At 52.0% G+C, this 25,732-nt stretch carries 15 protein-coding genes; 7 read left to right on the top strand and 8 right to left on the bottom strand.

Annotation, left to right across the window (positions count from 1 at the left end):
• Positions 1-192 precede the first annotated feature (192 nt).
• The 3 genes from BMW71_RS15240 to BMW71_RS15225 all read right to left on the bottom strand — a co-directional run bounded on the left by BMW71_RS15240 (position 193) and on the right by BMW71_RS15225 (position 7,428).
• Entirely contained in the window at positions 193-2,082 is a 1,890-nt protein-coding gene (locus BMW71_RS15240) for a heparinase II/III domain-containing protein (protein ID WP_092175752.1), read from the bottom strand.
• Positions 2,083-2,365: 283 nt separating this feature from the next.
• On the bottom strand, positions 2,366-4,144 hold the full coding sequence (locus BMW71_RS15230) for a RagB/SusD family nutrient uptake outer membrane protein (protein ID WP_092175747.1): 1,779 nt from the start codon (positions 4,142-4,144) through the stop codon (positions 2,366-2,368).
• 20 nt (positions 4,145-4,164) lie between these two features.
• Positions 4,165-7,428 (bottom strand): SusC/RagA family TonB-linked outer membrane protein, encoded by a 3,264-nt coding sequence (locus BMW71_RS15225; protein ID WP_244891186.1) that lies wholly within the window; start codon positions 7,426-7,428, stop codon positions 4,165-4,167.
• A gap of 1,716 nt (positions 7,429-9,144) precedes the next feature.
• Between BMW71_RS15225 and BMW71_RS15215 the strand changes: the two genes are divergently transcribed.
• From BMW71_RS15215 to BMW71_RS15175, 6 genes are all read left to right on the top strand, one after another.
• Entirely contained in the window at positions 9,145-9,396 is a 252-nt protein-coding gene (locus BMW71_RS15215; RefSeq protein WP_092175739.1) for a hypothetical protein, read from the top strand.
• Between the two features lie 23 nt (positions 9,397-9,419).
• Positions 9,420-9,782: a type II toxin-antitoxin system VapC family toxin gene (locus BMW71_RS15210; protein WP_218145590.1), complete on the top strand. Its 363-nt coding sequence runs from the start codon at positions 9,420-9,422 to the stop codon at positions 9,780-9,782.
• 2,463 nt (positions 9,783-12,245) lie between these two features.
• Positions 12,246-12,959 carry an NUDIX hydrolase gene (locus BMW71_RS15200; RefSeq protein ID WP_092175734.1) on the top strand — a complete coding sequence of 238 codons (714 nt, stop codon included), beginning with the start codon at positions 12,246-12,248 and terminating at the stop codon, positions 12,957-12,959.
• Positions 12,934-14,415: an alpha/beta hydrolase family protein gene (locus tag BMW71_RS15195; protein ID WP_092175731.1), complete on the top strand. Its 1,482-nt coding sequence runs from the start codon at positions 12,934-12,936 to the stop codon at positions 14,413-14,415. The genes BMW71_RS15200 and BMW71_RS15195 overlap by 26 nt, the downstream gene beginning before the upstream one ends.
• On the top strand, positions 14,412-14,924 hold the full coding sequence (locus BMW71_RS15190) for a YdeI/OmpD-associated family protein (protein WP_092175729.1): 513 nt from the start codon (positions 14,412-14,414) through the stop codon (positions 14,922-14,924). Before BMW71_RS15195 ends, BMW71_RS15190 begins: the two co-directional genes overlap by 4 nt.
• An 886-nt stretch (positions 14,925-15,810) precedes the next feature.
• Entirely contained in the window at positions 15,811-16,248 is a 438-nt protein-coding gene (locus BMW71_RS15175; protein WP_092175721.1) for a DUF6526 family protein, read from the top strand.
• A 23-nt stretch (positions 16,249-16,271) separates the two neighbouring features.
• On the opposite strand, the gene BMW71_RS15170 is transcribed toward BMW71_RS15175, so the two are convergent.
• The 4 genes from BMW71_RS15170 to BMW71_RS15155 form a co-directional block, all read right to left on the bottom strand.
• Entirely contained in the window at positions 16,272-18,446 is a 2,175-nt protein-coding gene (locus tag BMW71_RS15170) for a bifunctional alpha,alpha-trehalose-phosphate synthase (UDP-forming)/trehalose-phosphatase (RefSeq protein WP_092175718.1), read from the bottom strand.
• A gap of 285 nt (positions 18,447-18,731) precedes the next feature.
• Entirely contained in the window at positions 18,732-19,091 is a 360-nt protein-coding gene (locus BMW71_RS15165) for a hypothetical protein (RefSeq protein ID WP_092175716.1), read from the bottom strand.
• A 1-nt stretch (position 19,092) separates the two neighbouring features.
• On the bottom strand, positions 19,093-21,504 hold the full coding sequence (locus BMW71_RS15160; RefSeq protein ID WP_092175713.1) for a penicillin acylase family protein: 2,412 nt from the start codon (positions 21,502-21,504) through the stop codon (positions 19,093-19,095).
• On the bottom strand, positions 21,501-22,073 hold the full coding sequence (locus tag BMW71_RS15155; protein WP_092175711.1) for a DUF2911 domain-containing protein: 573 nt from the start codon (positions 22,071-22,073) through the stop codon (positions 21,501-21,503). The genes BMW71_RS15160 and BMW71_RS15155 overlap by 4 nt, the downstream gene beginning before the upstream one ends.
• A 257-nt stretch (positions 22,074-22,330) precedes the next feature.
• Between BMW71_RS15155 and BMW71_RS15150 the strand changes: the two genes are divergently transcribed.
• Positions 22,331-23,368 carry an endonuclease/exonuclease/phosphatase family protein gene (locus tag BMW71_RS15150; RefSeq protein WP_092175709.1) on the top strand — a complete coding sequence of 346 codons (1,038 nt, stop codon included), beginning with the start codon at positions 22,331-22,333 and terminating at the stop codon, positions 23,366-23,368.
• On the opposite strand, the gene BMW71_RS15145 is transcribed toward BMW71_RS15150, so the two are convergent.
• On the bottom strand, positions 23,337-25,628 hold the full coding sequence (locus BMW71_RS15145; RefSeq protein WP_092175706.1) for an efflux RND transporter permease subunit: 2,292 nt from the start codon (positions 25,626-25,628) through the stop codon (positions 23,337-23,339). The two genes, BMW71_RS15150 and BMW71_RS15145, sit on opposite strands and share 32 nt — an antisense overlap.
• Positions 25,629-25,732: the final 104 nt, after the last annotated feature.

Below are 25,732 nucleotides of genomic sequence, written 5' to 3'. Positions count from 1 at the left end.
ATGGCTGACCTTTGAGGTTTCTAAAACCTCGAAGGTCTAAATCCTAAGCGTGCACGAAAAAAAAACCTTCGAGGTCTCGAAGACCTCAAAGGTTAATGGACGTAACAAACCTTCGAGGTCTGGGAGACGGCAAAGGTTAATGGAGGTGAAAACCTTTGGGGTCTGGGAGACCCCAAAGGTTATAGCGAACGATTAAAAGGCTTGCAACTTTACCTGTAGCCGGGTCTCTTTGTCCAAGACCCAGGCGGGAATGCGGATTTCGAGGCGCTTTAATCCGGCAATCTGCCGGTCCAGGGCCAGGGGGGCGGGGTCCAGGGATACCAGCGATACTTTTAGCTCCGGGTGGGAAAGGTTTTCCAACCGCACCTGCTTCCCCTCCTGCCGCAAAATGGCACCACCGGGTACAAGTTCCACCTCCGCCTGTGTCATCAATTGCCAGGTAATCATCTTGGTATTTTCGTTGGTTACCAGCCGGTCCTGGATCATCAGGGAGTTTTCGTCCGGCCGGGAAAACGTGCGATGCGCCAGCTCCAGGTTGTCGCCAAATACCGGCGTCAGGTCAAACACTGCCTCGGGCTGGGGACCCTCGCTAAACTGTTCCAGGCTGGCAAATCCCTCGTTGACGTGCAGTTCCCCGTTCACCGTCAGGGTGCTGTGCCCGTAGTTGTTTTTGGTAAGCAGGGTCCAGCGTTCGCAGTCCTGGCACCTGCCCCAGAGATCAAAGCCTGTAATTTCCAGTTCGTTGTAGGGCTGATTTCCTGGGTCGACTACCCAGCGCACCCCGTCGATTTCCCAGATAAAAGAGCCGGCGTCCATGTTGCCGTGGCTGATGGTGGCTTTGCCCCCCTTGCCGCCAAAGTAGTAGGCATCCGGAGCCTCCGAATCGTCCCGGAAGATGGCCAGGGGATTTGCTCCGTCTCCCTTCCAGGCCGTGGGTAAGCCCGCTGATTCGCTGGCTTCAAACTGGGCCAACCAAACCAGGCCGGCACCGGCAATGCGGTGCAATTTGCCCATATCGGCGACCGGCTGCAGGAATTTCTCTTTTTCCAGGTACAGGGGATTGCCCGTTTCGGTACCAAACCAGGCCAGGATGATGTCTCCGGCCTGACTATGTCGGTCGCCGCAATCGGCGTAGTTATAGTACCAACCGGAGGGGGCAATGCTTAGCTTGCGAAAGTCGGCGCTGGCTTTAAAGGCCGGGTACTCCGCCAGGCCAAAGTCGGTACCAAAGGCCGATTGCAACATGGAGGCGGTCAGCACGGAAAAGGCGGTACCGTAGCCCCAGTAGGTGGATCCTTCGGGATACACCCCATCCGGACCGTATTCGGCCAGGGCATGGGGCATGCCATCCAGGGAGCGGGAAATGGTCTTCGCTGCCAGTTCGGGATCCTGATCGGCGATCACAATGGAGGCAGCGATCATGCCCCCGTTGCAGACCTGGTTCCAGTTATTCGTTCCGTTGATCCACCCGTGGTTTCCTTCCCAACTGGGCTGAATGCCCTTTTCGATCAGGGCTTGCTTTGCCTGGCTGACGGTGGCTTTTGGCAGGTCCTTCCCTACCCAGTCGACGGCCAGGGCCACGGCGGTGGCCATTTCGGCCACGTCCAGAAAATGGGAGGGATTCCAATCGGAAAAGTTGGACACCGCCAGCAATTCCTCGTTGATTTTATCCAGGTAGTGCTGCTCACCCTCGATGCGGTAGGCAATGCCCAGGACGTTCATGCGGTGCAGCATGTCCCGGGAGGTACCGAGCAGCCGGCGTCCAACCATTTCCCGGCGCAGTGCCGGTTCGTCGAGCAGGGCGTCTGCATTGGCTTTGACGGCCGCGTAGTAATTGGCCACCATTGCGTCGGTGCGGATTTTTTGTTTCAGGTTTCGCTCCCAGGCAGGCGTCAGGGCCAGTTTGGGGCTGGATTTCCGCAGGTTGCGTTTGAGGTAGCTGACCGTGATCGGATTTTTCAGTTTGGGAGGATCCTGTTGGGGCTGGTTGACAGGGGCAGTTTCTGCCCGGACCTGCTGCAGGGATCCTGTCAGCAGTCCGGCACAGAGGCCTAGTGTTAAAAGAAATTTTGGGTTTTTCATAAGTGTATGTATGCGTTTTTTTGTTTGGTACTATCCGGTTCCGGAAACGGACGGTCTATTTCTTGGTTTCCGACGAAAATGGACCATTTCTGCCTGGTCCCGGGTGTACGGTCGGGCAAGAGGGGCCATTTCCCCGCTTGATCCAGCACCGGAATTCTTTACTCAAGATAGGGAAAAGGGCAGGTTTTTTGCTTTCCGCCGGTCAAAAAATCAAAAAAACCTGCCAAAGGATCGGCAGGTTTTTTTGATTATTCCAATTCATTGCTTATTTATTTCAAACGAATTAGCCGTCATACCCCGGGTTTTGGGTAATGTTCGGGTTTTGAGAGATGACATTCAAAGGAATGGGCCAAAAGTAGTTTTTGGACTCGTCAAAAACCGGATCCGCCCAGTCGGTATTTTTATATACATCGATGTAGGTATGGCCATTGTCCGGATCCACGCTGGTCTGAATGATGGCACCGGCATAGCGTGCTTCGGCCTCAGGTGTCCAACGAATGCCCATATCGGGCTTCTCCAGCTTCTTGCCTTGCTTCCAGCGACGGATGTCGTCGTAGCGGAAGCCTTCCTGGAACAACTCCACGCGTCGCTCGCGGCGGATTTCCACCAACAAGGGGGAGATACCGTCGTTGGCGTAACGGGGATCCATGGGCGGGTTGACGTCCAGGTGCGGCATGCCCACGCGGTCGCGTAGGAGGTTGATGCTCCTATCCAGGTCTGCCTGGGTGGCTTCACCCAATTCGGCTTTTGCCTCGGCATAGATCAAGAGCACTTCACCAAAGCGCAGGATAATGGCCGGAGACTCAGCCGTATTGAAGGCTTTTCCGATCATGTCGTCTGCATTGTAGTGCTTGATCACGTGATAGCCGGTGGCAGAGGTTCTTCCGCCCGGCTGTCCCTGAATACGTGGATAGTCCCTGCCATCGGCTACGTGGTACTTGTATTTCTCGGTATCATCCGGATGCAGGACCGTCTGCCGCAGGCGGGGATCCCGGTTTACAAACACGTCTTCGATGGTCTCATCACCCTGGTACAGGGGAGAAAGGGTAATGGGCAGACCGTCCTCGCAGAGAATGTCTTCCACAAAACTACGGGTGGCACCTCCGGTGTAGGAATAGTAACTTTGCACGTGGTTGGTGTAAATACCCAGCTGGTACCTTCTCCAGATCATCACCTCCGGATTCCCACTCAGGTCGAGAATGCGTTGGTAGGCATTGAAATCGTTTTCCGGATCACCGGTGGAATACAGGGAATAGGGACCGTTTTCCATCACTTCCTGCGCCGCTTCGGCTGCTTCACGCAGCCACATCTCGGCATTGGAACCTCCGTGGTATTTTCTCCAGGTGCCCTCGTTCAGACAAACCCGGGCCTTGATGGCAAGGGCCGCCCAGCGGTTGACCCGGCCGGGAGCATTGCCATCTCCCCAGTCGTTGGGAATGTGCTGGGTAGCAAAGGTCAGGTCCTCCAATACGTTGGCCATCACCTCTTCCCGGGGAGTTCGGGCCGCAAACAGTTCTTCGGAGTCGATGTTCAGTTCTTTATCTACCCAGGGTACATCGCCAAACATCATCACCTTTTGGGCATAAAACCATCCCCGCATCAGCCGGGCTTCACCCACGTACTTGTTGCGGGCGGCATCGGAGATATCGGCGTTGGGGTAATTCTCCAGGCCGATATTGATGGCCCGCACAAAATCCCAACCTCTCCAGCCAAACCATTGGGGGCCGGTAGGGGTGATTTCCCTGCCGGATCGGATGCGCTGGTAGAAGGTATGCCGGGGATGGTTGGGAGCCAGGTTATCGGCCAATCCATCCAGGAACCAATAGCTATGCCGGTGGCTCGCAAACCCATTGTTATGCCCATGCATTATCGGAATATTCTCGTCGTTCAAGGCCATGTGGTAAAAGGTATTGTTGTACGTGGCCAGATCGTTTTCGGTATTCCAATACGTTTCGTTCGAAACTTCATCCAGAGGAAATCGCTCCAGAAATTCGTCGTTGCAGGCGCCCAGCAGAACCGTAGCCAGTAGCAGGGAGCCGGCGATCAATTTATAATTTTTCATAATCTTCAGTGCTTTTGAGTTTAAAATGACAGCCGTACACCCAATGTATAAATTCTCTGCATGGGGTATTCGATCGCACCGGAGTAGATCGTTTCAGGATCCAATGGGTCTCGAATAGGCGAGTACTCCCACAGGTTCATCCCCGCGAAATACACGTTGGCAGTTTGCAATCCCAACTTGTCGGTCAGGAAGACCGGTATGTTGTAACCCAACTGCAGGTTTTTCAAACGGATGTAGCCGGCATTTTGCAAGAAGCGTGATTGTGGCTGAATGTTCTTCTTGTCGTTGGTAGAGATATGGGGATGGGCAAAATACGCATCCCGGTTGTCCTCCGACCAGGAGTCGGTAATGAAGTACTTCTCTACGTGACCCGCATTGAAGGGGAAGAACCAGGTCCAGTTGCCGGAAGTCGGCCAGTGATCCCTTCGCCAGATGCCCTGGAAGAACAGGTTCAGGGTGAAGTTTCTCCACTGTACATTGTTGTTGATACCGAAGCTCAGGCGGGGCGTGCTGTTACCGATGATGGTTCGGTCGCCGGTATTTGCCAGGGTATTGTTACCCGGATTAATCACCCCATCTCCATTCAAATCTTCGTACTGGATATCGCCGGGCCGCCAGTTGGCGCCCAGGGCAGACTGATCGGCCGCATTGTCCACTTCTTCCTGTGTCTGGAAGATGCCAACGGTACGGTAACCCCAGATTTCATTCAGTGCCTGACCTTCGTAGTACTGATTCGTAGAAGAGGTTCCCGAAGGAATCGCACCGTTCGGGTTGTCAAACTTGGTGATCTTGGCCGTCCAATCGGAAAGGGCCAGCGTCACGTCGTAGCTCAGATCGTTTCGCGGACGGTCCTTCCAGGTCAGTGCCAGTTCCCAACCGGTGGTGCGGGAATCGGCAGCATTGGAAGCCGGCGCGGCAGTTCCCAAAATGGCCGGATACTCCTGGCGCATCAGCATGTCCTTGGTATCCCGGGTAAATACGTCAAAAGAGGCGTCAATTTTGCCACCAAACATGGTAAAGTCAACACCCAGGTTTTGGGAAATCACCGTTTCCCAGGTCAAGGTTGGGCTTACCAAACCGGCAGGGGAAACAAACGGCGTACGCTGCCCGGCGGTCATCATAAAGCCGGATTGACCGATACCCATGGTGGGGATGTAGGGGTAAAAATTATTCCCCAACAATTGGTTACCCAGCGTACCGTAGGAGGCCCGGATCTTCAACTCGTCCAGCCAGCTGGAAGTGTTGGCCATGAAGTTTTCGTTCGAGATTCTCCAGCCCACCGACAAGGAGGGGAAGAAACCGAAGCGATCGTCCGTGGGAAAACGGCTCGTACCGTCGTAGCGTCCGTTGGACTCAATCAGGTAGCGCTCGTCAAAGATGTAGTTGACACGGAAAAACCCGCCCCGAAGGGAATTGTGGTTCGAGCTACCAAAGGTTTGCTGCATGCCGATGGTGGCGTTCAGGTCGGTAATCAAGGGCGTGATCAGCGTATTGGCCTGTGCACGCACCCGCTTGTTTTGACCCCATTCCTGGTTGAAGCCCACCATGGCGGTCAGGCTGTGCTTTTCGGGAAGAGAAAATTCGTAATCCGCGTAGGCGTTGAATACGTAGTACTGATTGATGTCATTGACCTCGTTGATGAAGTCGTTCCCACTAAACCCATTGCTGATGGGATTGGCTTCCAGCAGGTTGTTCGAAACAATCTCAATCTTACTGGCTACGTCCTGCGAGTTTCGGTAGTTGTAATTGTAGGAGAAGTTCCCCTTGATGGTCAGGCCTTTGACAGGCGTCAGGGTGGCTCCCTGCGTCAGCCAGATATCGTTGCGTGTCCAGGTGGAGCGACCGCCGTCTTCCAGGTAGGGAAAGAAATTGGTGCCGCCAAAGTACATGCCGATGTATTGCTCGTATTGTTCCCGGTCTCCTTGTTGCAGGTAAAACGGCAGGTCCGGAAACTGTATGGGCATGATCGGATTCACCCGCGCCAGGGAGTTGATGTTGACGTCCCAGTTGTAGAAATACGGCTTGTCACTTTTCTGCGTGTTCACCACGATTTTCTCGTCCAGGGTCAGCCAGTCGTTTACCTTAAACTCCCCTTTCATCAGCACGTTGTACCGCTTGAAGTTTTCGTTTCGGTCGGAGTCCAGGTACCCGTCCTTGTTCAGGTGACCAAAAGAAACGAAGTAATTGGACGTCTCCGAACCGCCGGAAATCGTCACGTCGTGCTGTTGCGTGGGCGCAAAGGTGGTCATGATGTCGTTCTGGTAGTTGTTGAACCCATAGAAACGCAGGTTGCCGTCTACCACCCCCCATTCGTTTTCCGGGATGGGGTTCTCCGACCAGCGTCGGGTACCTTCCACCATGTCGTCATCAAAACTCGGAACGCCATTGGTTCGGATATTGGCGATGTTCCGGGCGTTGACAAAATCGTGTGGGTCCGTCACCGGGTCCATGTTGAAGATGGGTTTGGCCAGGGAAAACTGGCTGTTGATCGACACGTTCACCTTGCCCGCTTTTCCGCTTTTGGTGGTCACCAGGATCACCCCGAAAGCTGCCCGCGCACCGTATACCGCCGCTGCTGCGGCATCTTTCAGTACCGAGACGCTTTCGATGTCGTTGGGATTCACCCGGTTCAGGTCCATCGGAACGTTATCCACGAGCACCAGCGGGGAACCGCCGTTGATGGACTGGAATCCACGGATATTGAACGAGGGGCTTTGGGAGGGGTCGCCATTTCGGGGGGCGATGTTCAGGTTGGGGATTACCCCTTGAAGCCCTTCCGCCACGTTGGCGATGGGTCGACCTTCCAGGCGTTCGCTGGTGGCCACACCCACGGCACCGGTCAGGTTCACCTTCTGCTGGGTACCGTATCCCACCACCACGACTTCGTCCAGGTTAGCGGTGCTTTCCACCAGGGAGATGTTGATGGTCTGCCGGTTTCCTACTTCTACGGTCTGGCTTTCGAAGCCAATAAAGGAGAATACCAGGGAAGCACCGTCGGGAACGGTGATGGTGTACTTACCATCCAGGTCTGTAGCGGTACCGATGGAGGTTCCGGGCACGGATACGGTAGCACCGGGAATGGGTTCGCCATTCGCATCGGTGACGGTACCGGAAACGGTCACGTCAAATTCCGAGGCCGGGTCGGTCTTTTCGATTTTTTCGATAGAAGCCCGGTCGGGAACCGTAAGATTTTTTAGGTCCCCGTCCAGTCGCTGTCCCTGTGCCATCAGGCTACCGGAAGTCAGCAAAAACAGGATTGCCACGAACAATGAGATCGGTTTCATTGGGCAGCAATTGTGTAGATTTTTTTTCATAATGGATTGTTGTTAATTTGAGATATCCAGAAAGCAGCTTTCCGGAAGTGTTGCACTAAATTTTCGGAAATCAGTTTTTCATAGGCAGTCGTATTTATAGATAAGCGGTTGATATATTGGACAGAAAACAAAACATCGCTTTGTTTTTCTAGTCTATTACTACTGTAGAGAAAATTATATTCTTTGTTTGGTAAATAAACTTATTTTCACAGGGGTGATACGGTATTTATAAGGATATTTTGTTTTATATTCTTCCGAATTATATGGATTTTATGTGCAAGAAAAAAAAATCCGGGGGAAAATTTTTCGCTTTTGGATTTTTTTTTTGAGCTAAAAAATTCGGGTTGTCGGGAGGCGGGTTACCGGGGTGTGGACCGGCTAAGGTGGGGTGATCGGCTTTTTGGCAGGGTTAAAATGGTTCGATCCGGGCTGGGCTTTTGGGGCTGGCTTTTTTGCATTTGGGACATGATTCGGATTCAGGTAGTGGGTAAAATGGGAATCGGTTAGTTATTCACCACAGATGGCCACAGATTCGCACAGATTTTTTTGGCAGGAAAGTTGGTCAAGGGTTAAATGGCGTTTGAATGGCCGGGCTTTCGTGTCCGGCCTTTTGTTTTAAGACCTTGTTTTTTGTCCAAACGTGGTTGTTAAGGGTTAAAGTGGTTCGGTACGGGTTGAGTTGTAGTTTTGGGCAACCAGGCAGGAGCGGTGGTTTGGGTTCAGCCGTGTTGGTTAAGGGTTATCCGGCTCGGCTAGGCTTTTGGGTCTGGCTTTTTTATAGGAACCAATTTTCGAAGCATCCGCTAATTTTGATTGGACGTCTACGATTGAAAGAAGCGGGTGGGCCGGCACAAAACGGAGCCTGTCCTGACGGGAGTCAGTGGCCTGTCCTGACGGGAGTCAGGAGGTGTGCGGGAGGTATGCGGGGGGAAGGATTTTTGTGCCTTGATCTTTTGGTACTTTTGGATCAAGCCTGTCCTGAGCAGCGTAGTGAATAAAGTACGGAAGGAATTGGCGTTTACCAATACCATCAACCTTTGACCTGCCATTTGCGTCAACCAGGAACCGACCCTACCCGTGCATTGGCGGCAAGTTTGTGCCAGTAGTAATCGGCTCTTTAGCCAATGCAGCAACCGAGGTGTTTACCTGAACCTGATTCACCACAGATGGCCACGGATTCGCACGGATTTTTTTGGCAGCAGAGCCGCTGGATTGGGTTCAGACATCGTGGTTAATAGGGTTCGATACGAGCTGGGTGATGGGGGTTGGCCGTTCTGCATTTGTAGCGGGTTTTGGATTCATGGGCGGTGGTTAAGGGTTAAGGAGGTATTTTACCCGGCTGGGATATAGTGATCGGTTTTTTGGCAGGTTATCAGGTAGTGGATTCATTCCTTGTGGTTAAGGGGTAGCATCGTATTCGTAGCTCTCCTCCCCCGCCTTGTTTAAGGAGGGGGTCAGGGGGGTGGTCAAGGAGGGGCTTGGGTGCTGGTCCAAACCTGCCTCGGCATTGGCGGAAAGTTTGTACCAGTAGCAGCCAGTTCGTTAGCCAATGCAGGGGCTAGCATCTTTTCACCCCTGTCGGGGTTTGGTTTTAGATACCCCGGTAAAATTCTACGTTTTAAAAACCCGGCGATTGGAATACTGAATTTTGACACGTATATTGACGTATACCTGTAACAGGAGGGAATGATGATCAATACAAAGCAAGTAAAGCAACGATTAAAAGAAAGGATCGATAACCTTTCGGAGGATAAGCTTCGGGATATCGAGGAATTTATTGAATCGTTGGAACCGAAGGATAAAAAAGGGGATTTTCTATCTTTTGCCGGATCCTGGGATGACCTGGATGATGAAACGTTTCGTGCGTTTACAAATAACCTGGAAGAACGAAGAAAGACAAAGAGGTTGAGATTTTTCGATGAAACCAGCTTTGATTGATACCGAATATCGTTTCGTATTTTTTGAAAGGAAACGACAACGTCAATTTGATGTTCCAGCAGTACCTAAGGCAATTTGAAAACATCCATATAAGCATTATCACCTATTACGAAATTGTCAGCGGGTTGACATTCAAGGATGCTAAAAAACAACTTTTGATTTTTGAACACTTTTGTTCCACTACTACCCTACTTTACCTAACCAAGGACTCAATTCGTAGATCTGCTGCGATCTATTCCAAGCAGAGAGCCAAAGGAGAAACCATTGATGATATAGATATTTTGATTGCCGGTATCGCTATCTCAAACAACTTGTGTTTGGTTACAAATAACGTTCGGCATTTTGGAAAAATTGAAGGCCTTGTTGTTGAAAATTGGAACAATTGACATCAGCGACGGTGGTTATGTTCGATCTGGGCTGGGCTTTGGGGGCTGGCCTTTTTGCATCTGGGACATGATTCGGATTCAGGTAGTGGGTAAAAGGGAATCGGTTAGTTATTCACCACAGATGGCCACGGATTCGCACGGATTTTTTTGGTAGCAGTGCCGCTGGATTGGGTTTAGACATCGTGGTAAATAGGGTTCGATACGAGCTGGGCGATGGGGGTTGGCCGTTCTGCATTTGTAGCGGGTTTTGGATTCATGGGCGGTGGTTAAGGGTTAAATGGTTCGGTACGGGTTGAGTTGTAGTTATGGGCAAACAGGCGGGAGCGGTGGAATTCGGTTCAGTCGGGGTGGTTAATGGGGTTCGGTATGTGCTGGACTTTGGGGTCTGGCCATTTTCCTGTTTGAGGGTATGGTTTTTTTTTGCAGGAACTTATTTTCGAATTATCCACTAGTTTTGAACGAATGGTATTAAAAAAGCAGAGCGGGTGGGCCGACAAAAAACGGAGCCTGTCCTGACGAGAGTCAGTGGCCTGTCCTGACGAGAGTCAGTGGCCTGTCCTGACGGGAGTCAGGAGGCGCGGGAGGTATGCGGGGGGAAGGATTTTTTTGTCTTGATCTTTTGGTACTTTTGGATCAAGCCTGTCCTGAGCAGCGTAGTGAATAAAGTACAGAAGGAATTAGCGTTAAAACAAGGAGTACAACCTGTGTCTTGGCATGCCCTTTTCCTAAAGCCAGGTGACTGATTAAGACCTGGCTTTTTTGCATTTGGGGCAGGTTTTGGATTCAGTGGCGGTGGTTAAGGGTTAAAGTGGTTCGGAACGGGTTGAGTTGTAGTTATAAGCCACCAGGCAGGAGCGGTGGTTTGGGATTCAGTCGGGGTGGTTAAGGGTTAAACTGGCACGGGACCGGCTGAGATGCAGGGATGGGAATTGCAGCTGTTTCTTTAGTGTCGAGTTTAACCGTGGTGGTTAATGGTTAACTTGGCTCGGAATGGGCTGAGGTGTAGTTTCGGGCAACCAGGCAGGAGCGGTGGTTTGGGTTCAGCCGTGTTGGTTAAGGGTTATCCGGCTCGGCTAGGCTTTTGGGCCTGGCTTTTTTATAGGAACCAATTTTCGAAGCATCCGCTAATTTTGATCGAACGTCTACGATTGAAAGAAGCGGGCGGGGCGGCACAAAACCGAGCCTGTCCTGACGGGAGTCAGGAGGTGCGCGGGAGGATTGCGGGGAGGAGGATTTTTGTGCCTTGACCTTTTTGGTACTTTTTGGGTCAAGCCTGTCCTGAGCAGCGCAGTGAATCAGGGCCAAAAAGTACAAGACCAATTGGCGGCAAATAGAGAAAACGACGATTGTCCTGCCGTGCCCTTTTCCTAAAGCCAATGACTGATTAAGACCTGGCCTTTCTGCATTTGTAGCGGGTATTGGATTAAGTCGTGGTTGTTAAGGGTTAAAGTGGTTCGGTACGGGTTGAGGTGTAGTTATGGGTAAATGGGCAGGAGAGGCGGTATGGGAGTCAACCGTGGTGGTTAATAGGGTTCGATACGAGCTGGGCTTTAGGGTCTGGCTTTTTTGCATTTGGGGCAGGTTTCGGATTCAGTGGCGGTGGTTAAGGGTTAAATGGTTCGGTACGGGTTGAGTTGTAGTTATGGGCAAACAGGCAGGAGCGGTGGAATTAGGTTCAGTCGGGGTGGTTAAGGGTTAATAGGATTCGGTAGGTGGTTTATTGGTAGGGAGGCTATCTTCGGCAGTTGGTCGTTAATTTGGTAGGGTTGTGGTGGTTAAGGGTAATTGTTTAATCGTTTAGTTGGTTAGTTGTATATTTGTCAGGTAAATTCAAGAACAAACGGTAATAGGAGCAAAATCCGGGAAATCACACCTGCGTCAAACCATCCCCCGCATGGGCGGAAAGCCTTCTCCGGTAGTAACCCGCTCCTTCGGTCCAGGCCTGAAGGTCCTGAACAATCCTAACCGTGGATGCAACCCAAGGATAATGCAAGCAAGTACCTCCCAACCCCGAAAGGGGTTGAACCTACCGTGTACGGGCGACGCAAGAGGTATTCCTGTAAGAATACCATCCCTTGTTCGGCAGTCGAAATGACCCTATCGATGGCGCGCCGAATTAGCAGGGCCGTGTCCAAACCGTTCCAGGCCTTTATTCAGTGCGATAGCGGATTTAAAAAAATACGTACACAGGCTCCTTGCAAAAGATACTCCCTGTACCGATACGCCAATACTTGGTTGACAGGGGGTGTCGCTCCCGCCCACAGGTAATCATTCATTCCCGCCTGGTAATTTCCTGGCTTTTGGCTACCGGAGATTGACAATCGAAAAAAAAATGGTTAAACTTACCCGGGGATAGTATCAATGCAGGAGTTTTGAGTAGTAATGTGAAACGCTTGAAACCAACTGCTGCACCCTGATTCTATCCGAAAAAAGGAATTTGCGGGCGAACTAATCCATAAAAAAATGATAAAATACTCCAATCAGACCCGGATATTGGTGGCTGTGGATTGCATAATTTTGGGGTTTGATGGCAAAGACTACAAATTACTCATGGTGCAGCGGGGATTTGCCCCGGAAAAGGAAAAATGGAGCCTGATGGGGGGATTCCTGCAGCCCCGGGAATCCCTGGACGAAGCGGCTGTCCGCATCCTGAAACAACTGACCGGTCTGGAAAACGTGTACCTGGAACAAATGCACACCTTTAGCTCCCCCAACCGCGACCCGGTAGAGCGGGTGGTTGGTGTGGTGTACATGGCCCTGATCGACATCGAAAAATACGAACGACAAATCAACGACGATTTCCACGCCCGTTGGTTTTTGATGAAAGAATTACCCCAATTGATCTTTGACCACGAAGAAATGGTCCAAATGGCCCTGAACCGCCTGCGCTACAAAGCGGCGCTACACCCCATCCTTTTCGAACTGTTGCCCGAAAAATTCACCCTTCCCCAGCTGCAGGCGCTGTACGAAGGGCTCTTCGATACCAAAATCGACAAACGCAATTTTACCCGAAAACTGCTGTCCAGCAAAATCCTCACGAAAAAGGAGGAGAAGGATAAGTCTTCCTCCAAAAAAGGAGCGTATTTTTATTCCATCAACGAAGCCATCTACCGGGACAACGGACAAGCCATGCTCAACCTGATTCCAAGAAATGAAATCCCAGCGGCCACGGAATAATCCTGCCTTTGCGCAGCTTTGCTCGTTTTCACGACCGCAAGCGGCGTTTTTTGCCAGTTGCCTGCTATCCTGCCTCTTGCTGGCCGGTAGCTGCATGGTTGCGTTTGCCCAAAGCCCCGATATCAGCGGCTCCTGGAAGGGACAGCTGGATGTAGGCCTGCAAAAGCTCCCGCTGCACTTCCACTTCCAATGGGCCGATTCGGTCTGGAAAGGAAGCATGGACAGCCCACAGCAAAATGCCCGCGGAATCCCCCTGTCCGAGGTACAAGCAAACGGCAACTTGCTCTATCTGCAAATCGAAGCCATCCGGGGCAGCTACGAAGGGGTGCTGCTGGGACAGTCGATTCAGGGAACCTTTCGGCAATCCGGCATGGAATTTCCCCTGACATTAACGCCCTTCGCAGGAGAAGAAACGGCCTCCCTTCGTCGTCCGCAAACGCCAGAGGGACCCTTCCCTTATGAAATCCTTCGCACCAGTTTTGTAAACGAGGCAGCCGGTATTCTCTTGCAGGGTACCGTGACCATCCCGGCAGGTCCCGGCCCGTTTCCGGGCCTGGTGCTGGTAAGCGGCTCGGGTCCGCAAAACCGCAACAGCGAGATCTTTTCCCACCAGCCCTTTTGGGTGCTGGCCGATTACCTGACCCGGCAGGGAATCATCGTGTTGCGCTACGACGATCGGGGTGTCGGAGAATCGGAGGGCAACTTTGAGGAGGCAACAACGGCGGATTTTGCGAGCGATGCCTGGGCAGGGCTGGCCCGACTGAAAGGCCTTGAAAAAATCGATACCCTGCGTCTGGGAGTGGTCGGTCACAGCGAAGGCGGACTGATTGCCTGGATGATGGCCGCCGAACAGCGAACGGACTTGTCATTTGTTGCTGCCCTGGCACCGCCGGTCGTTTCCATCGATGCACTCATGGCGCAGCAGACCTACGATCTGGTACGGGGCAGCGGAGCCTCGGAGGAACTGGCACAAGAGCAAACGAAAATCAATCGGCAACTGTACCAAGCCATCAAAGAGGCCCCCGATCCGGAAGCGGCCCGGGAGGCGCTTCTTCCCCTGCTCGAGACCCATTTTGTCTCGCCCACCGCAGACAGCAGCGCCCGGGAAAAAGAAAAAGAGAAGCTCTGGGAGCAGTATGCGCCCATGACCTCGGGCTGGTTTTTTGCGTTCATCAAAATGGAACCGCAGCAGTACATCAAACAAATCCAGGTGCCCGCCTGGGTGGCTTTTGGCGAGAAAGACCGGCAGGTCAACGCCGCAGTAAATGCACAGGCCCTGAAGGAAATGGGCCTGGAACGGGTGGAAGTCCACACCTTCGAAGGCTTGAATCACTTGTTTCAACAAGCGCCTACCGGGGCTGTATCCGAATACGGTAGCCTGGAAGAAACCTTTCACGAGCCGGTCACGGAAAAGCTGGCCGACTGGATCAACCGCCCAACCGACCCGGGGCCATGACAAGGGAATTTACCGCCGGGCTTTGCCGATTTGATTCAAATCTCTGGCAATTTCACCTGCCCGTACCGGAGGAGGTGGTGAAAGAATTGACCAAAGCGGGAAACAAGCGCGTGCGGTGCACACTCAACGGCGCGGTCGACTTTCCCGCAGCGCTGATGAAAGGCAAGGAGTATTGGTACCTACTGGTGAATAAGAAAACCAGAACTGCGTTGGACTTAAACCCCGGCGTGCAGGTGCGGGTGCAGTTGGTCTCGGATGCATCCGAATACGGGCATCCGGTTCCCGAATCACTGCAGGTATTGTTGGAGCAGGACGAGGAATTTCACCGGCTTTTTCATGCCCTGACCAAGGGCAAGCAGCGCAGCCTGATTTACCTGACCGGAACAGTAAAAAACCCAAACAGCCAGCTCAACCGGGCATTGGCCATTATGAGCCAGTTGAAGGAAAGCGGCGGCAAACTCGATTTCAAACAACTCAACGAAAAAATCAAGTATTACAACAACCTCTAGGGGAACCTGCTTGGACCGTTGGGCTCAGTAGGTCTGAGCGCGATGGACAAAAAAACTTCTATGCCCTTATAGGATTCCATCCATTTTTTTTGAACCATAGAAGGTAAATAAGGAAATCTAAGCGGGGTGAATTCTTTGCGCTGAAGGCTTCGGAGTCGACTTGTAGCTTTTTTTGGGGGGAAGTGGTAACGGAGTTGACTTCAGCGGATGGGGCGAAACAACGTTTTTTTTCATATAGGCTTTTTCCGACTATTGATCATACGCTCCGTAAAAGCAGGCCTGAAGGGCCTGAACGAAAAAATAACCGTGGGTGCAACCCACGGCTCGGTGACCATAAACTACCCCCAACCCCGGAAGGGGTTGAATCGACTAGTGATGGTGCCTGGTTTTTCGAGACGAACGGGCTTCTGGTAAAAAAGAATCACCCGCCAATCAAAAAACAACTTATATGCACTTTTGTGCCCTTCTATGGTTCCAACAAAAAAACCTTCGAGGTCTGGGAGACCTCAAAGGTTAAAGGACGTAACAAACCTTCGGGGTTCCAACTTTTTTTGAACCATAGAAGGCATATAAGGAAATCTAAGAGAGTTGAATCCTTAGCGCGGAAGACGCGGAATACCTCAGCCCAGGGTGTAGCCCAGTAACAACATGCTTTCATGCCTCCGCCTTCGACAAGCTCAGGCATCGGCGTCCCCGTGGGCTGAGCCTGTCGAAGCCCAGGCATCGGCGTCCCCGTGGGCTGAGCCTGTCGAAGCCCACCGCATGGAATGATCAATTTTAATCCAAAAGGAGTCAATTCTTCCCTGACATTTCTTACTTTCGTTCCGAGACTGGTTTTATCTGAAGCCAGGACGGCTATTTTCTTGTATTGCTAAATTTTTCACGTATGCAAAACTACGCTAACCATACCCGGTATTACCCCCTGCATCACTACGTGGTGACCCCACTTACGTTGATTTTACTCTCATGGTCGTTTTGGAACCTGGCCGAGGTGTTCGCTGCCGGAGGAGATTGGCTGCGCGAACTCTACCTGGTATTGGTCGCCGCTATTCTCTTTTTACTGCCCGTTATTTCCCGGATTTATGCCCTGAAAAACCAAAATCGGATCATTCGCCTGGAAATGCGGCTGCGTTACTTTCAGCTCACCGGAAAACCCTTTACCCACCAGGAAAAAAAGTTGACCATGGGGCAAATCATCGCCCTTCGCTTTGCCAGTGGCAGGGAACTCATCCCGCTGATGGACCGGGCAATTGGAGAAAAGCTAAGTCCACGCCAAATCAAAAAAGCGATTCAAGACTGGCAGGGCGATACGCTACGGGTGTAGCACCGGAGCGTACCATCCCGCCATCAATCGATCAGGTTTTTTAGCAGGCCACGTACTTCGGTGGGGTTTTTGACATTGTAATTGGCTTGGGTATAGGCATAGCCTACCCGGATGGTGTAGGCCGTTTTGGGCATGGCTTTGAAGGTATCTTCGTCGGTCCAGTCATCCCCCAGAGCCATCACAAAGTCGTATTCTTCTCCCCGCATCATGGCCAGCGCGGCCCGGCCTTTGTTGATATCGGGCCGCTTGATTTCCAAAACCATGTTTCCTTCCAACACCTGCAGGTTATGCCCACGTGCCATGTATTTCAGGTGACTGAAGAGTTCCCGCATCCGAAGGTCTCCCAGGCCACTTTCCACTTTGCGGTAATGCCAAACCAGGGAATGGTGTTTCTCTTCGATAAAAGCACCCGGCGTACGCAGTACGTAATACTCCATTACCTGGCGAATGTCTTCTTTCCAGCTATCGTCCACATCGGCATACAGGGCCCAATCTCCGTCCTGATCCTTCTTTTTGAGCCAGACGCCGTGTTCGGCAATCATGTCTACCTCCTGTCCGCGAAACCATTTACCGAGGGTTTCCTTATCCCGGCCGCTGATGATCACCACCTGGCAGACCTGCGAAAGGGCTTCGATCAGCCCGAGCAATTCTTCGTCCGGAAAGGCATCTTGCGGGCGGCTTTTAAAGCCTACCAGCGTGCCGTCGTAATCCAGAAAGACGATGGGGCGCTGGGCGGACTTGAACGCAGCGATCATTTGCTTCGTTATCTTCTGATCCATGGCCTTGGATTCCAGATCCGTTTGCCGCTCTTTAACATGTTTCAGTCGATCCATAAATACCTTGACCCACTGAAAGATATCGTATTTCTTCAGGCTGCTTTGCATGGAACTGATGCGCAGCTCCTGCTCCTCGGGATCCATGGTTAAGGCCTCCACGATTGCATTCTTCACCCCTTCCTGATCGTTTGGATTCACCAGAATTGCATCCACTAGTTCTTTGCTGGCACCCGCCATTTCGGACAGGATAAGGACGCCCTGTTTGTTAGTTTTGCTGGCAACAAACTCCTTGCAAACCAGGTTCATCCCGTCCCGAAGGGGGGTAACCAGGGCAATGTCGGACATGGTATAAAAGGCGCTCAGCTCATTGAATGGAAAACTGCGGTAAAAATAATGCACCGGCACCCAGTTCAGGGTGGAATACTTGCTGTTGATGCTGCCGACGAGGGTGTCGATTTCCTCCTTTAGTTCCTGGTACGATTTCACCCGGTCCCGGGAAGGTACCACCACCATGATCATGGATACCTTGCCGTGGTATTCGGGGTGGTCTTCCAGCAGCAAGTCAAAGGCCTTGATTCGCTGGGGAATGCCTTTGGAATAATCCAGGCGGTCGATGGTAATCAGCAATTTCTGGTCCCCTAGCATCTCCATAAATTTGGTGACCGTGCGCTGTGTTTTCTTGCTGACGGCGGCTTTGGCAAATTTATCGTAATCAATGCCCATGGGGAAGGAATCCACGTTGACCAGGCGGTTGTCTGCCTGGATGAATCCGCTTTCGTTCGAAAGCCCCAGAATTCGCCCAACGGCGCTGAGAAAGTGCCGCATGTCGTCGTAGGTATGAAACCCGATCAGATCGGATCCGACCATTCCTTCGAGCAACTGTTTCCTCCAGGGAAGCATGCGGATGATTTCGTAGGAAGGAAAGGGAATGTGTTGAAAAAAGGCAATGGTGGCTTTTGGCAGCTTGTTCCGGAGCATCATGGGCAACAGCAGCAATTGGTAATCGTGCACCCAGATGGTGTCCTCCGCATCGGCCTTGGCCAGGATGGCATCGCAAAACTTCTGGTTTACCCGACAATAGGCTTCCCAATACGCGTCTTCGTAATTGATGTATTGGGTGAAATAATGAAAAGCCGGCCAAATGGTCTCGTTGCTAAACCCCTCGTAATACAACTCCACGTCCTGTTTGGTTAGAAACACCGGCGCCATTTTTAGCTTTTTCAGCTCGTCCACGATTTCCAGCCGCTGGCTTTCGTCCGCTACGTCATTTCCGGGCCAGCCGATCCAGATATTTTCTCCTTCCTTGTAAATAGAGCCCAAACCGGTTGCCAATCCTCCTGCGCTGGGTTTGAATTCAAACTTTCCGTTTTTGTGTTGAAGGCTGATGGGTAATCTATTGGAGACAATGATGGTTTTTGACATGTCGTACGGTTGCTTGTTGGTAGAAAAAGAGTTCGTATAGGGTTCGATAAAAACGATGAAATGATGGACTAATTTACTAAAAAAAGCCTTAAAAAAAAACCGCAGAGCGAATCCGGCCGGATCGAATGCGGGTAAAATACGCAGCCGCGGGCCCGTCCCGAATGTTGAGAAGCAAGCAGGCGCCAATATCGGGCAAAGAGACCGATTAATCCATAAAACCGGGACAAAAGAAGCAGCATATCGCCAAAAAACCGGCTGTCTGCACCCCCGGGTATCCGGCCAGTTTTAGTAAAACTTGTTTCGTTGGACCAGCTTTCCGAGCAGGTTTCCTGTCAGTGCACTGGTTCCGCCTATCAGAAACCCCATCACGGCGGTAATACCTGCCAACACCAGGCCGTTTTGCATGCCCATGATTTCCGCCACCTGATCAGGCAAATCGGATCCGGATGCTGACCAGGTGAGCAGGGGAACCAGCAGCCAGACCAGGCCAACGCCCAATGCCCCCCCGATAAATGAATGAAAGGCAGGCCCCTTTAGCCAGAGTGCCAGACCGGCGATCCCGACCATGATGCCCCAGTAGGGCCAGTATCCGCCGAATAAATAGGCGATCAATCCACTCAGCAGTACCTGTATCACTACGCGCATCTCAATCCGGTTTGAAGGTTGTTTTGAAAAGGATTCCTTCCCTATCGGAAGCGGTTCGCAAATCAATGCGCAGGTACTCACCCGAAGCCCATTTACCTACCAGATTGGCATAAAAGCGGCTTCCGGGGTTTCCCGACTGACCTCCCGGATACACGCCGTAGGCCTGTATGGGTTCGCCCATTTCCACCACCATCCGCCAACCAGGGCCCCAGTCATCGCTGGTGGCATTGACAATATTGCGGCCACCGCCTACCAGCAGGTCTTTTTGGCTGAAGGCACGGAAATTCGGGATCAAATGGGCGATGACCGTTCCTTTGTAGGTGGCCCAATTGAGCGAGTCCGGGAGAACCTCCCTTGCTTCCATCTCCTGAATCATGGCTTCAAAACCAGCATTGACCCAGTGGGTGGCGGTCTCCTGTTCTTCCGTGGCCGGGTTATCAAACCAGGGAGCCGCCGGCGCGGTTTGGAGCAGGGAGGAAAGTACGTATTTGGCAGGATAGACGATCGGAAGCCCCTTGCTATCCCAACTTCCATAGAGTTCCGATTCCAGGTGGCGCCACCAGGACGTGAACAGCGCGGGCGCCGCCAGGTCGGGATTGGCCTGGTACTCCCAGGCCTGCAATTTTTCAATCCACTTCAAATTTGGCGCGGTATAGTGGCTGCTATCCAGGGATTCAAGCAAAAAAGGCAAGGTTTCCGAGGCATGCATGTCAAAATTATCCACCTGCAATTCCATCATGTGTTCCACCGTGATGTCCTCCATTTCGGACAGACGTTGGTCAATGCGCCGGTTTCGGTGGTACTCGTAGGCGTCCGCAAAAACGTAATAGGGGTAATTGTCGGAGGCGCTGTGCTGATTGGCGGACTGCACAAATCCCCTTTCCGGGTTCATTTCCCGCAATTGATGGGCATCGGGAATCCAGCCCTTCCACTCAAAATCGGGATTGCTGCCATCCATCAGGTACTTCCCCTGCCCCCTCCATTTGATGGGGAATTTTCCCTGTACTGCCATGGCGATGTCGCCATCGGCGGCAGCAAAGGCAAAGTTCTGTGCCGGTGCAACATAGCTCGAAATGGCCTCCAGGAAATCGGCGTGATTCCTTCCTTTGTTCAATTGGATAAACGTTCGCTGCTCGTTTGAGGGCTCGAATGCCGTCCATTTCAAGGCAAAATCCACCGGCTTTTTTTCTGTCATGAAGTTTTTGTCGTACACCACGGGCCCGTAGTGGGTGTAAATCACGGTGTCGATGTAATCGCTTTGCCCCTTGATCCCTATGGTTTCCAGCTGGGTGGTGCTTTGGATCCATTGCCCGTTGTAAAGGTATTCTTTCCGGGAGCTGTCTTTGAAGGTGATTTTGTACCAATCTTTCACGTCCCGGTCGGCGTTGGTCAGCCCCCAGGCCATGTGTTCGTTAAAGCCAATGACCACACCCAGGGCACCGGGCAAACTCCCGCCCTTTACGGAGAATTCGGGCGTACTGAGTTGGATGGCATACCACAAGGATGGAAGGTTGAGTGCCAAATGGGGATCATTGGCCAGGATGGGGTTGCCAGAGGCAGTTTTGCTACCCGAGACCGCCCAGTTGTTTGACCCGTAGCCGGGTTCTTTTCCAGGCAGCGCCTTCGAAATCAGGTCGCTATCGGGATAGCTCAGGCGGGGAGGGCGCGGACTTCCTGCCCGAAATCCCCAGCGTTCTTTGGAAACCACCGGAACCACGCCCTCCGGATACTCGGGAAACAGGTTTTGCATCCAGGATTCACCAAAGAGGTTTCGGAAATTGGTATAGGCAAAATCACTGTCGCCGGACAGGGTTTCGGCCATATTCATCAAAAACACCAGGGATTTATACGGACTCCAGGGCTCGGGCCGGTAATCGAGCAATTTGTATTCGATGGGAAGTTTGCCAGGATCCAGCTGCGTTATGTAGGCGTTTACGCCCTCGGCATACGCCTGCATCAGGGCAATCAGTTCCGGGTCGGTACGCTCCAAAAAGGCCAGTTTCGTCTCCGCACCAAAGGCCAGTCCCTTTCGCCGCATTTCCCGATCGTAGGGCAGGGCCATTTCGCCCACCACCTCGGAGAGACGGCCCTCGGCTGCGCGAACCTGAAATTCCATTTGCCAAAGCCGGTGGGCGGCCGTAACATAGCCTTGTGCGCGAAATAGGTCGGTCTCGTTTTCGGCAAACAGGTGGGGCACCAGGTGCGCATCGTAACTGACTTCTACGGGAGCCGTCAGACCTTCCAGTTCGAGGGATTCTTGGGGATTCCGATCTTCACTGTAGGTATTTTGCCAAAACCCCTGGAAAGGGTCAAAAACGCCTACCAATGGCGGAAGCCCGGCCAGGTTGATGGACAGGCCTACGGCCACTAAAAGGGTGAGGGTCAGGGAAAAAAAGAATCCGACGTATTTCATTCAATGGTGATCGGCAAGACGAGTTTTTCCCATTTCACGTGCAGCCCGTCCGAAACGAGTTCGATGGACAGCCATTCCTGACTTTCGTCCACCCAGGTGGGCGTAACGTCTACGCGGAGCACGTCATGTTCTTCCTTGTACTGGAAGTGCCCGTGTTCGAGGTCCCACTCGGAATTCAAAATGACCGTCCAGGGCTCGTCTTCCCGCGGGATGGTAAACAGGGAATATTTTCCTGCTGGCAAAGGCTCTCCCTCCACCAGTACGTCCGCTTCCAGGCTGATATAGGTGGCCTCATTGGCTCCTGTTCGCCATACTTCCCCGTAAGGAACCAAATCGCCCCAAATTTCCCGCCCTTTAATGCCGGGTGAACCGTATTGCACGGCAATGGTTTTGTCACCAATTTTTCCTGAAATGGACTTCAAAGGACTGGCTCGTTCCTCCCCGGTAGTGGCGGCCACTTCGGCAGATGCGTCCGACTCGGAGCTGGTGTTGGGACCGGAACAAGAAAAAAGAAGCAAGGCCAACGCGAGGCTAAGGGAATAATAAAGATTGTAGTTATCTATACGCATGTGAACAAAGAGTTAATTTCATCCTAATTTATGTATTTTTTTTCTACCCTACCACCTCCCAGGATTATAAAACCATTAATTATCCACCCTGCAGGCTTCATCGGTTGGCCATCATTGGGCGCATGGCGGCGTTTTTCAGCGGTGCAAAACTACGAACGCATCCGGGGATATTTTCGCGATCGACGGCAAAAAAAACGGATTTCTTTTATTCGGTATAGGTTTTTTTTCCCAATTTGTGTCGAATTAACAGCGATCTTATGCGGCTTATCATTGGCATCATCTTTTTTGTTTCACTATTGCTATTTTTCAGCGTGTATGTATCTCCGGAAAATTGGGGGTATACCGGATTGTTCTCCCTGCTGATTCCTGTTTTTTTGCTGCTAAACCTTTTTCTGGTTTTTTTATTACTGTTTGGGAGGTTACGGCTGATGGTCTTTCCCCTTCTCGCCCTGCTCATTGGCTGGAAATTTCTATCCGTCACCTTTCAATGGAATACCCCGGACCGCACCACCGAGGGGTTTTCGATCCTGAGCTACAACGCCATGCTTTTCAACAATAACTGGGGGCATACCAATGAGGAACTGATCCTGAATTCGGTGCAATGGGCCCGGGACAATCCCGCCGATATCAAGTGTTTTCAGGAATTCTACCAGGACTATACCACGCCTTCGAAAAATGCGCTAAAGATCCTGAGCAACGAAGGGACCTACGAGCATGCCTTTTTGCCGGTGGATGGAAATCCGAAAAAAAAATCCTTCGGCATTGCGATTTTCAGCAAGTTTCCCATTATCAATAGCGGAAAGGTATTCGACAACAGGCGAAACAACGGAGCCATGTTTGCCGATATCAAGATCGACAAGGATACGATCCGGGTATACAACACCCATCTGGAATCCATGAATATCCGGGCCGCTGATCTGGACAACCTAAGGGGAATCAAAAACCAATACCGAAGCACCATCAAAAAACTCAAGCATGGCATTCACCTGCGCGCTGCTCAGGCACGTATCCTGAAAGAGCACATCGAGAACAGCCCCCACCCGGTAATCCTTGCAGGGGATTTTAACGATATACCTTACAGCTATACCTATTTCAGTTTTAAAAAATTGCTGAAAAATGCCTTCGAGGAAATGGGCCGGGGCTTTGGATTTACTTACAACAAGGTGCTGTTTTTTCTGCGGATCGACAATATCTTTTTCAGTGCTCCCTTGCAAGTACTCCAGTTCCGAACCCATCGGGAGGTGGATTATTCGGACCACTACCCTATTTCCGCATCGTTTGCTTTTCCGAACTGATAGCCCCGAAGCGGTTGTGCAGGTGTTTTTGTAGCGGCCGCAACAAAAGCGGTAACCACAGCAGGTCGGCCAGCAGGGCAAACAAAAGCGACAGGCTTACCAGAACCCCCGTAAACCAGGGAATCTCCAGCTCGCTGAATGCCAGCACCAAAAAACCGGAGGAAAGAATCAGCGTGGTGAGGATAATCGCCTTCCCGGTGGTCAGAAAGGTCCGCCGAACGGCTTCTTTCAGGCCCATCCCCTTTTCCAGTAGCATGCGCAGGTTGCTCATAAAATGAATGCTGTCGTCCACGGCAATGCCAAACGCAATCGCAAAAACAATGGAAGTGGACAGCTTAAAATCAATGCCCAGTACAAACATCACCCCGCCTACCCAAATGAGCGGCACGATATTGGGCACCATGGCGATCAGGGCTACCCGCCAGGACCGGTAAAGCAGTCCCACGATCAACGCCACCAGAAAAAAGGCAAAACCCAAGCCGGCAAATACTTTCTCTGTCACTTGTTCGTGGCTTTTATCGATCAAAAAGGAAGTTCCCGTAAGCCGCACCTGCAGCAAGTCCGGGTCCAACTCCCGGTCCACAAAATCCGCCAGCCGCTCGTGTTGGCGGTGCCCCAGGTTGCTTCCGTTATCCGGGCTGCGGGCAGAAATCCTCCCGGCATCAAGGCTATCCGTCCACAATTCCCGATCGTTTTCCCGAATCCATCGATCCAACATGGGGGCCATCCGTTCGAATCCGCCTTCCGAAGGCAAGGCAAAGGCCCTGGGATTTCCTCCATTTTGCGCTTTGTTAAGGGCTTTGACCAGGGTGAGTGGAGACAGCACATTCCCCGTTTTGTAGTTCTTCCGGATGAAGTTTTCCAGCTTTTCGATTTCCTGCAGTACGGCATAGTCAAAGAGGTCCCGCTCGGGATCCTTGATGCGAAGAGATACTTCCAGCGGCTTGGACCCATCAAAAACCTCGTCGAAAAAGCTAAAATCTTCCTTGAGCGGGTGATCCTCCGGCAAGCTGTCTACGATGTATCCGTTGGTTTGTATGCGAGCCATACCCCAACCGGCCAGCAGGCTGAGGGCGATAAAGCCCAGGCTAATACCTGCCTTGTTCTCCCGTAGTTGGCCATAGACCTGTTGAAGCGCCTTGTCCCAGCGCCGGGCCCAGCGGTGGTTTTGGGAAGAGGCTAGCGGGGGAAAGGCATACAGCGCCCAGGGAAGGATCGTGACCAGGGCCAAAAACAAGAAAAGCACACCCAAACCCGTGTAGAGTCCAAACCAACGTAAACTGGTGATTTGGGTAAAATACAAGGAAACAAAGCCCAGCGAGGTAGTAAGTGCCGTCAAAAATACGGGAAGGGTCAACTCCCTGCTCATGGACGCCACGGCCGCCGCCTTGGGCATACCGCTGCGCAGGGAGTTTTGGTAATGATTCAAAAAATGCACCAGTCCGCTCAGCCCGATCACCATCAATATCGGGGGCTGCATGACCAGCATCACGTCCAATTCCCCACCGGTGGCTAGCAGAAAGGACCCTGCCCAGAAAATTCCCAGCACGATAATGGCAAAGGGGAGCAAAACCGCCCACCAACTACGGTACAGTACCCACAGCAGAAAGAGCACCCAGAGGCCTGCCAGACCCATGAACAGCGAAAATTCCTTTTGGAGCAAGTCGACAAACACCCCCTGCGCCTTGATCTTACCAGCCATCCGGTAATCCGGAATACCCGAAGAACTAACGGCCGATTCGATGGCGACATACAGGGAATCACCTGTATCTTTTCCGATCAATTGCTTATTTTTTAGGAGCAGCAAGAGGTATTCATCCGAGTCACTGAGCAGGTTTCCGCTCCATTGATCGTCTTCCGAAAGGCGCTGGGCGGACTTTTCGAGGGCTTCCGGGGACGACCAATCCAAAATGGGACGAAAGCGGACGCCAAAGGGTCCGATCAGCGGCTCCTCCTGCTGCAACAGCGAGACCATTGACTCCACTCCCGGCAGCGCGGCAAGTTCTTTTTCCAGGGCCAGGGCCCTCTCCAGAAAAAGGCTATCGTAAATAGTAGGCGTGTTCCCCAAGGCAAGCAACAGGTAATCGTTGTCGTTTTCAAAGGTCGAGCGGAATTCCTGGTAAAAGGCCAAGTCCGGGTCGTCCTGCTGGAAAAAATTTTCGAAATCGTAATTAAACCGCAAACCTTCCCAAATCACTGCAAAAAAAACGGTCAGCGATAGGGCCAGAAGCAGCCGCCAAAAAGCCTTATTTTTCGTCATGGTTGTTAGCTCTCATTTCCGTAAGTTGATCTGCGCATCGCTGCTTCCGCATGGGATGGCGAATGCCTCCAAACATACGCAATTATCCGGCGGAATGAGGCGAT

The organism is Cyclobacterium xiamenense (assembly GCF_900109255.1).
In the GTDB taxonomy this organism is placed as follows: Bacteria; Bacteroidota; Bacteroidia; order Cytophagales; family Cyclobacteriaceae; genus Cyclobacterium; species Cyclobacterium xiamenense.
This window is presented reverse-complemented; position numbering and strand designations above follow the sequence as displayed.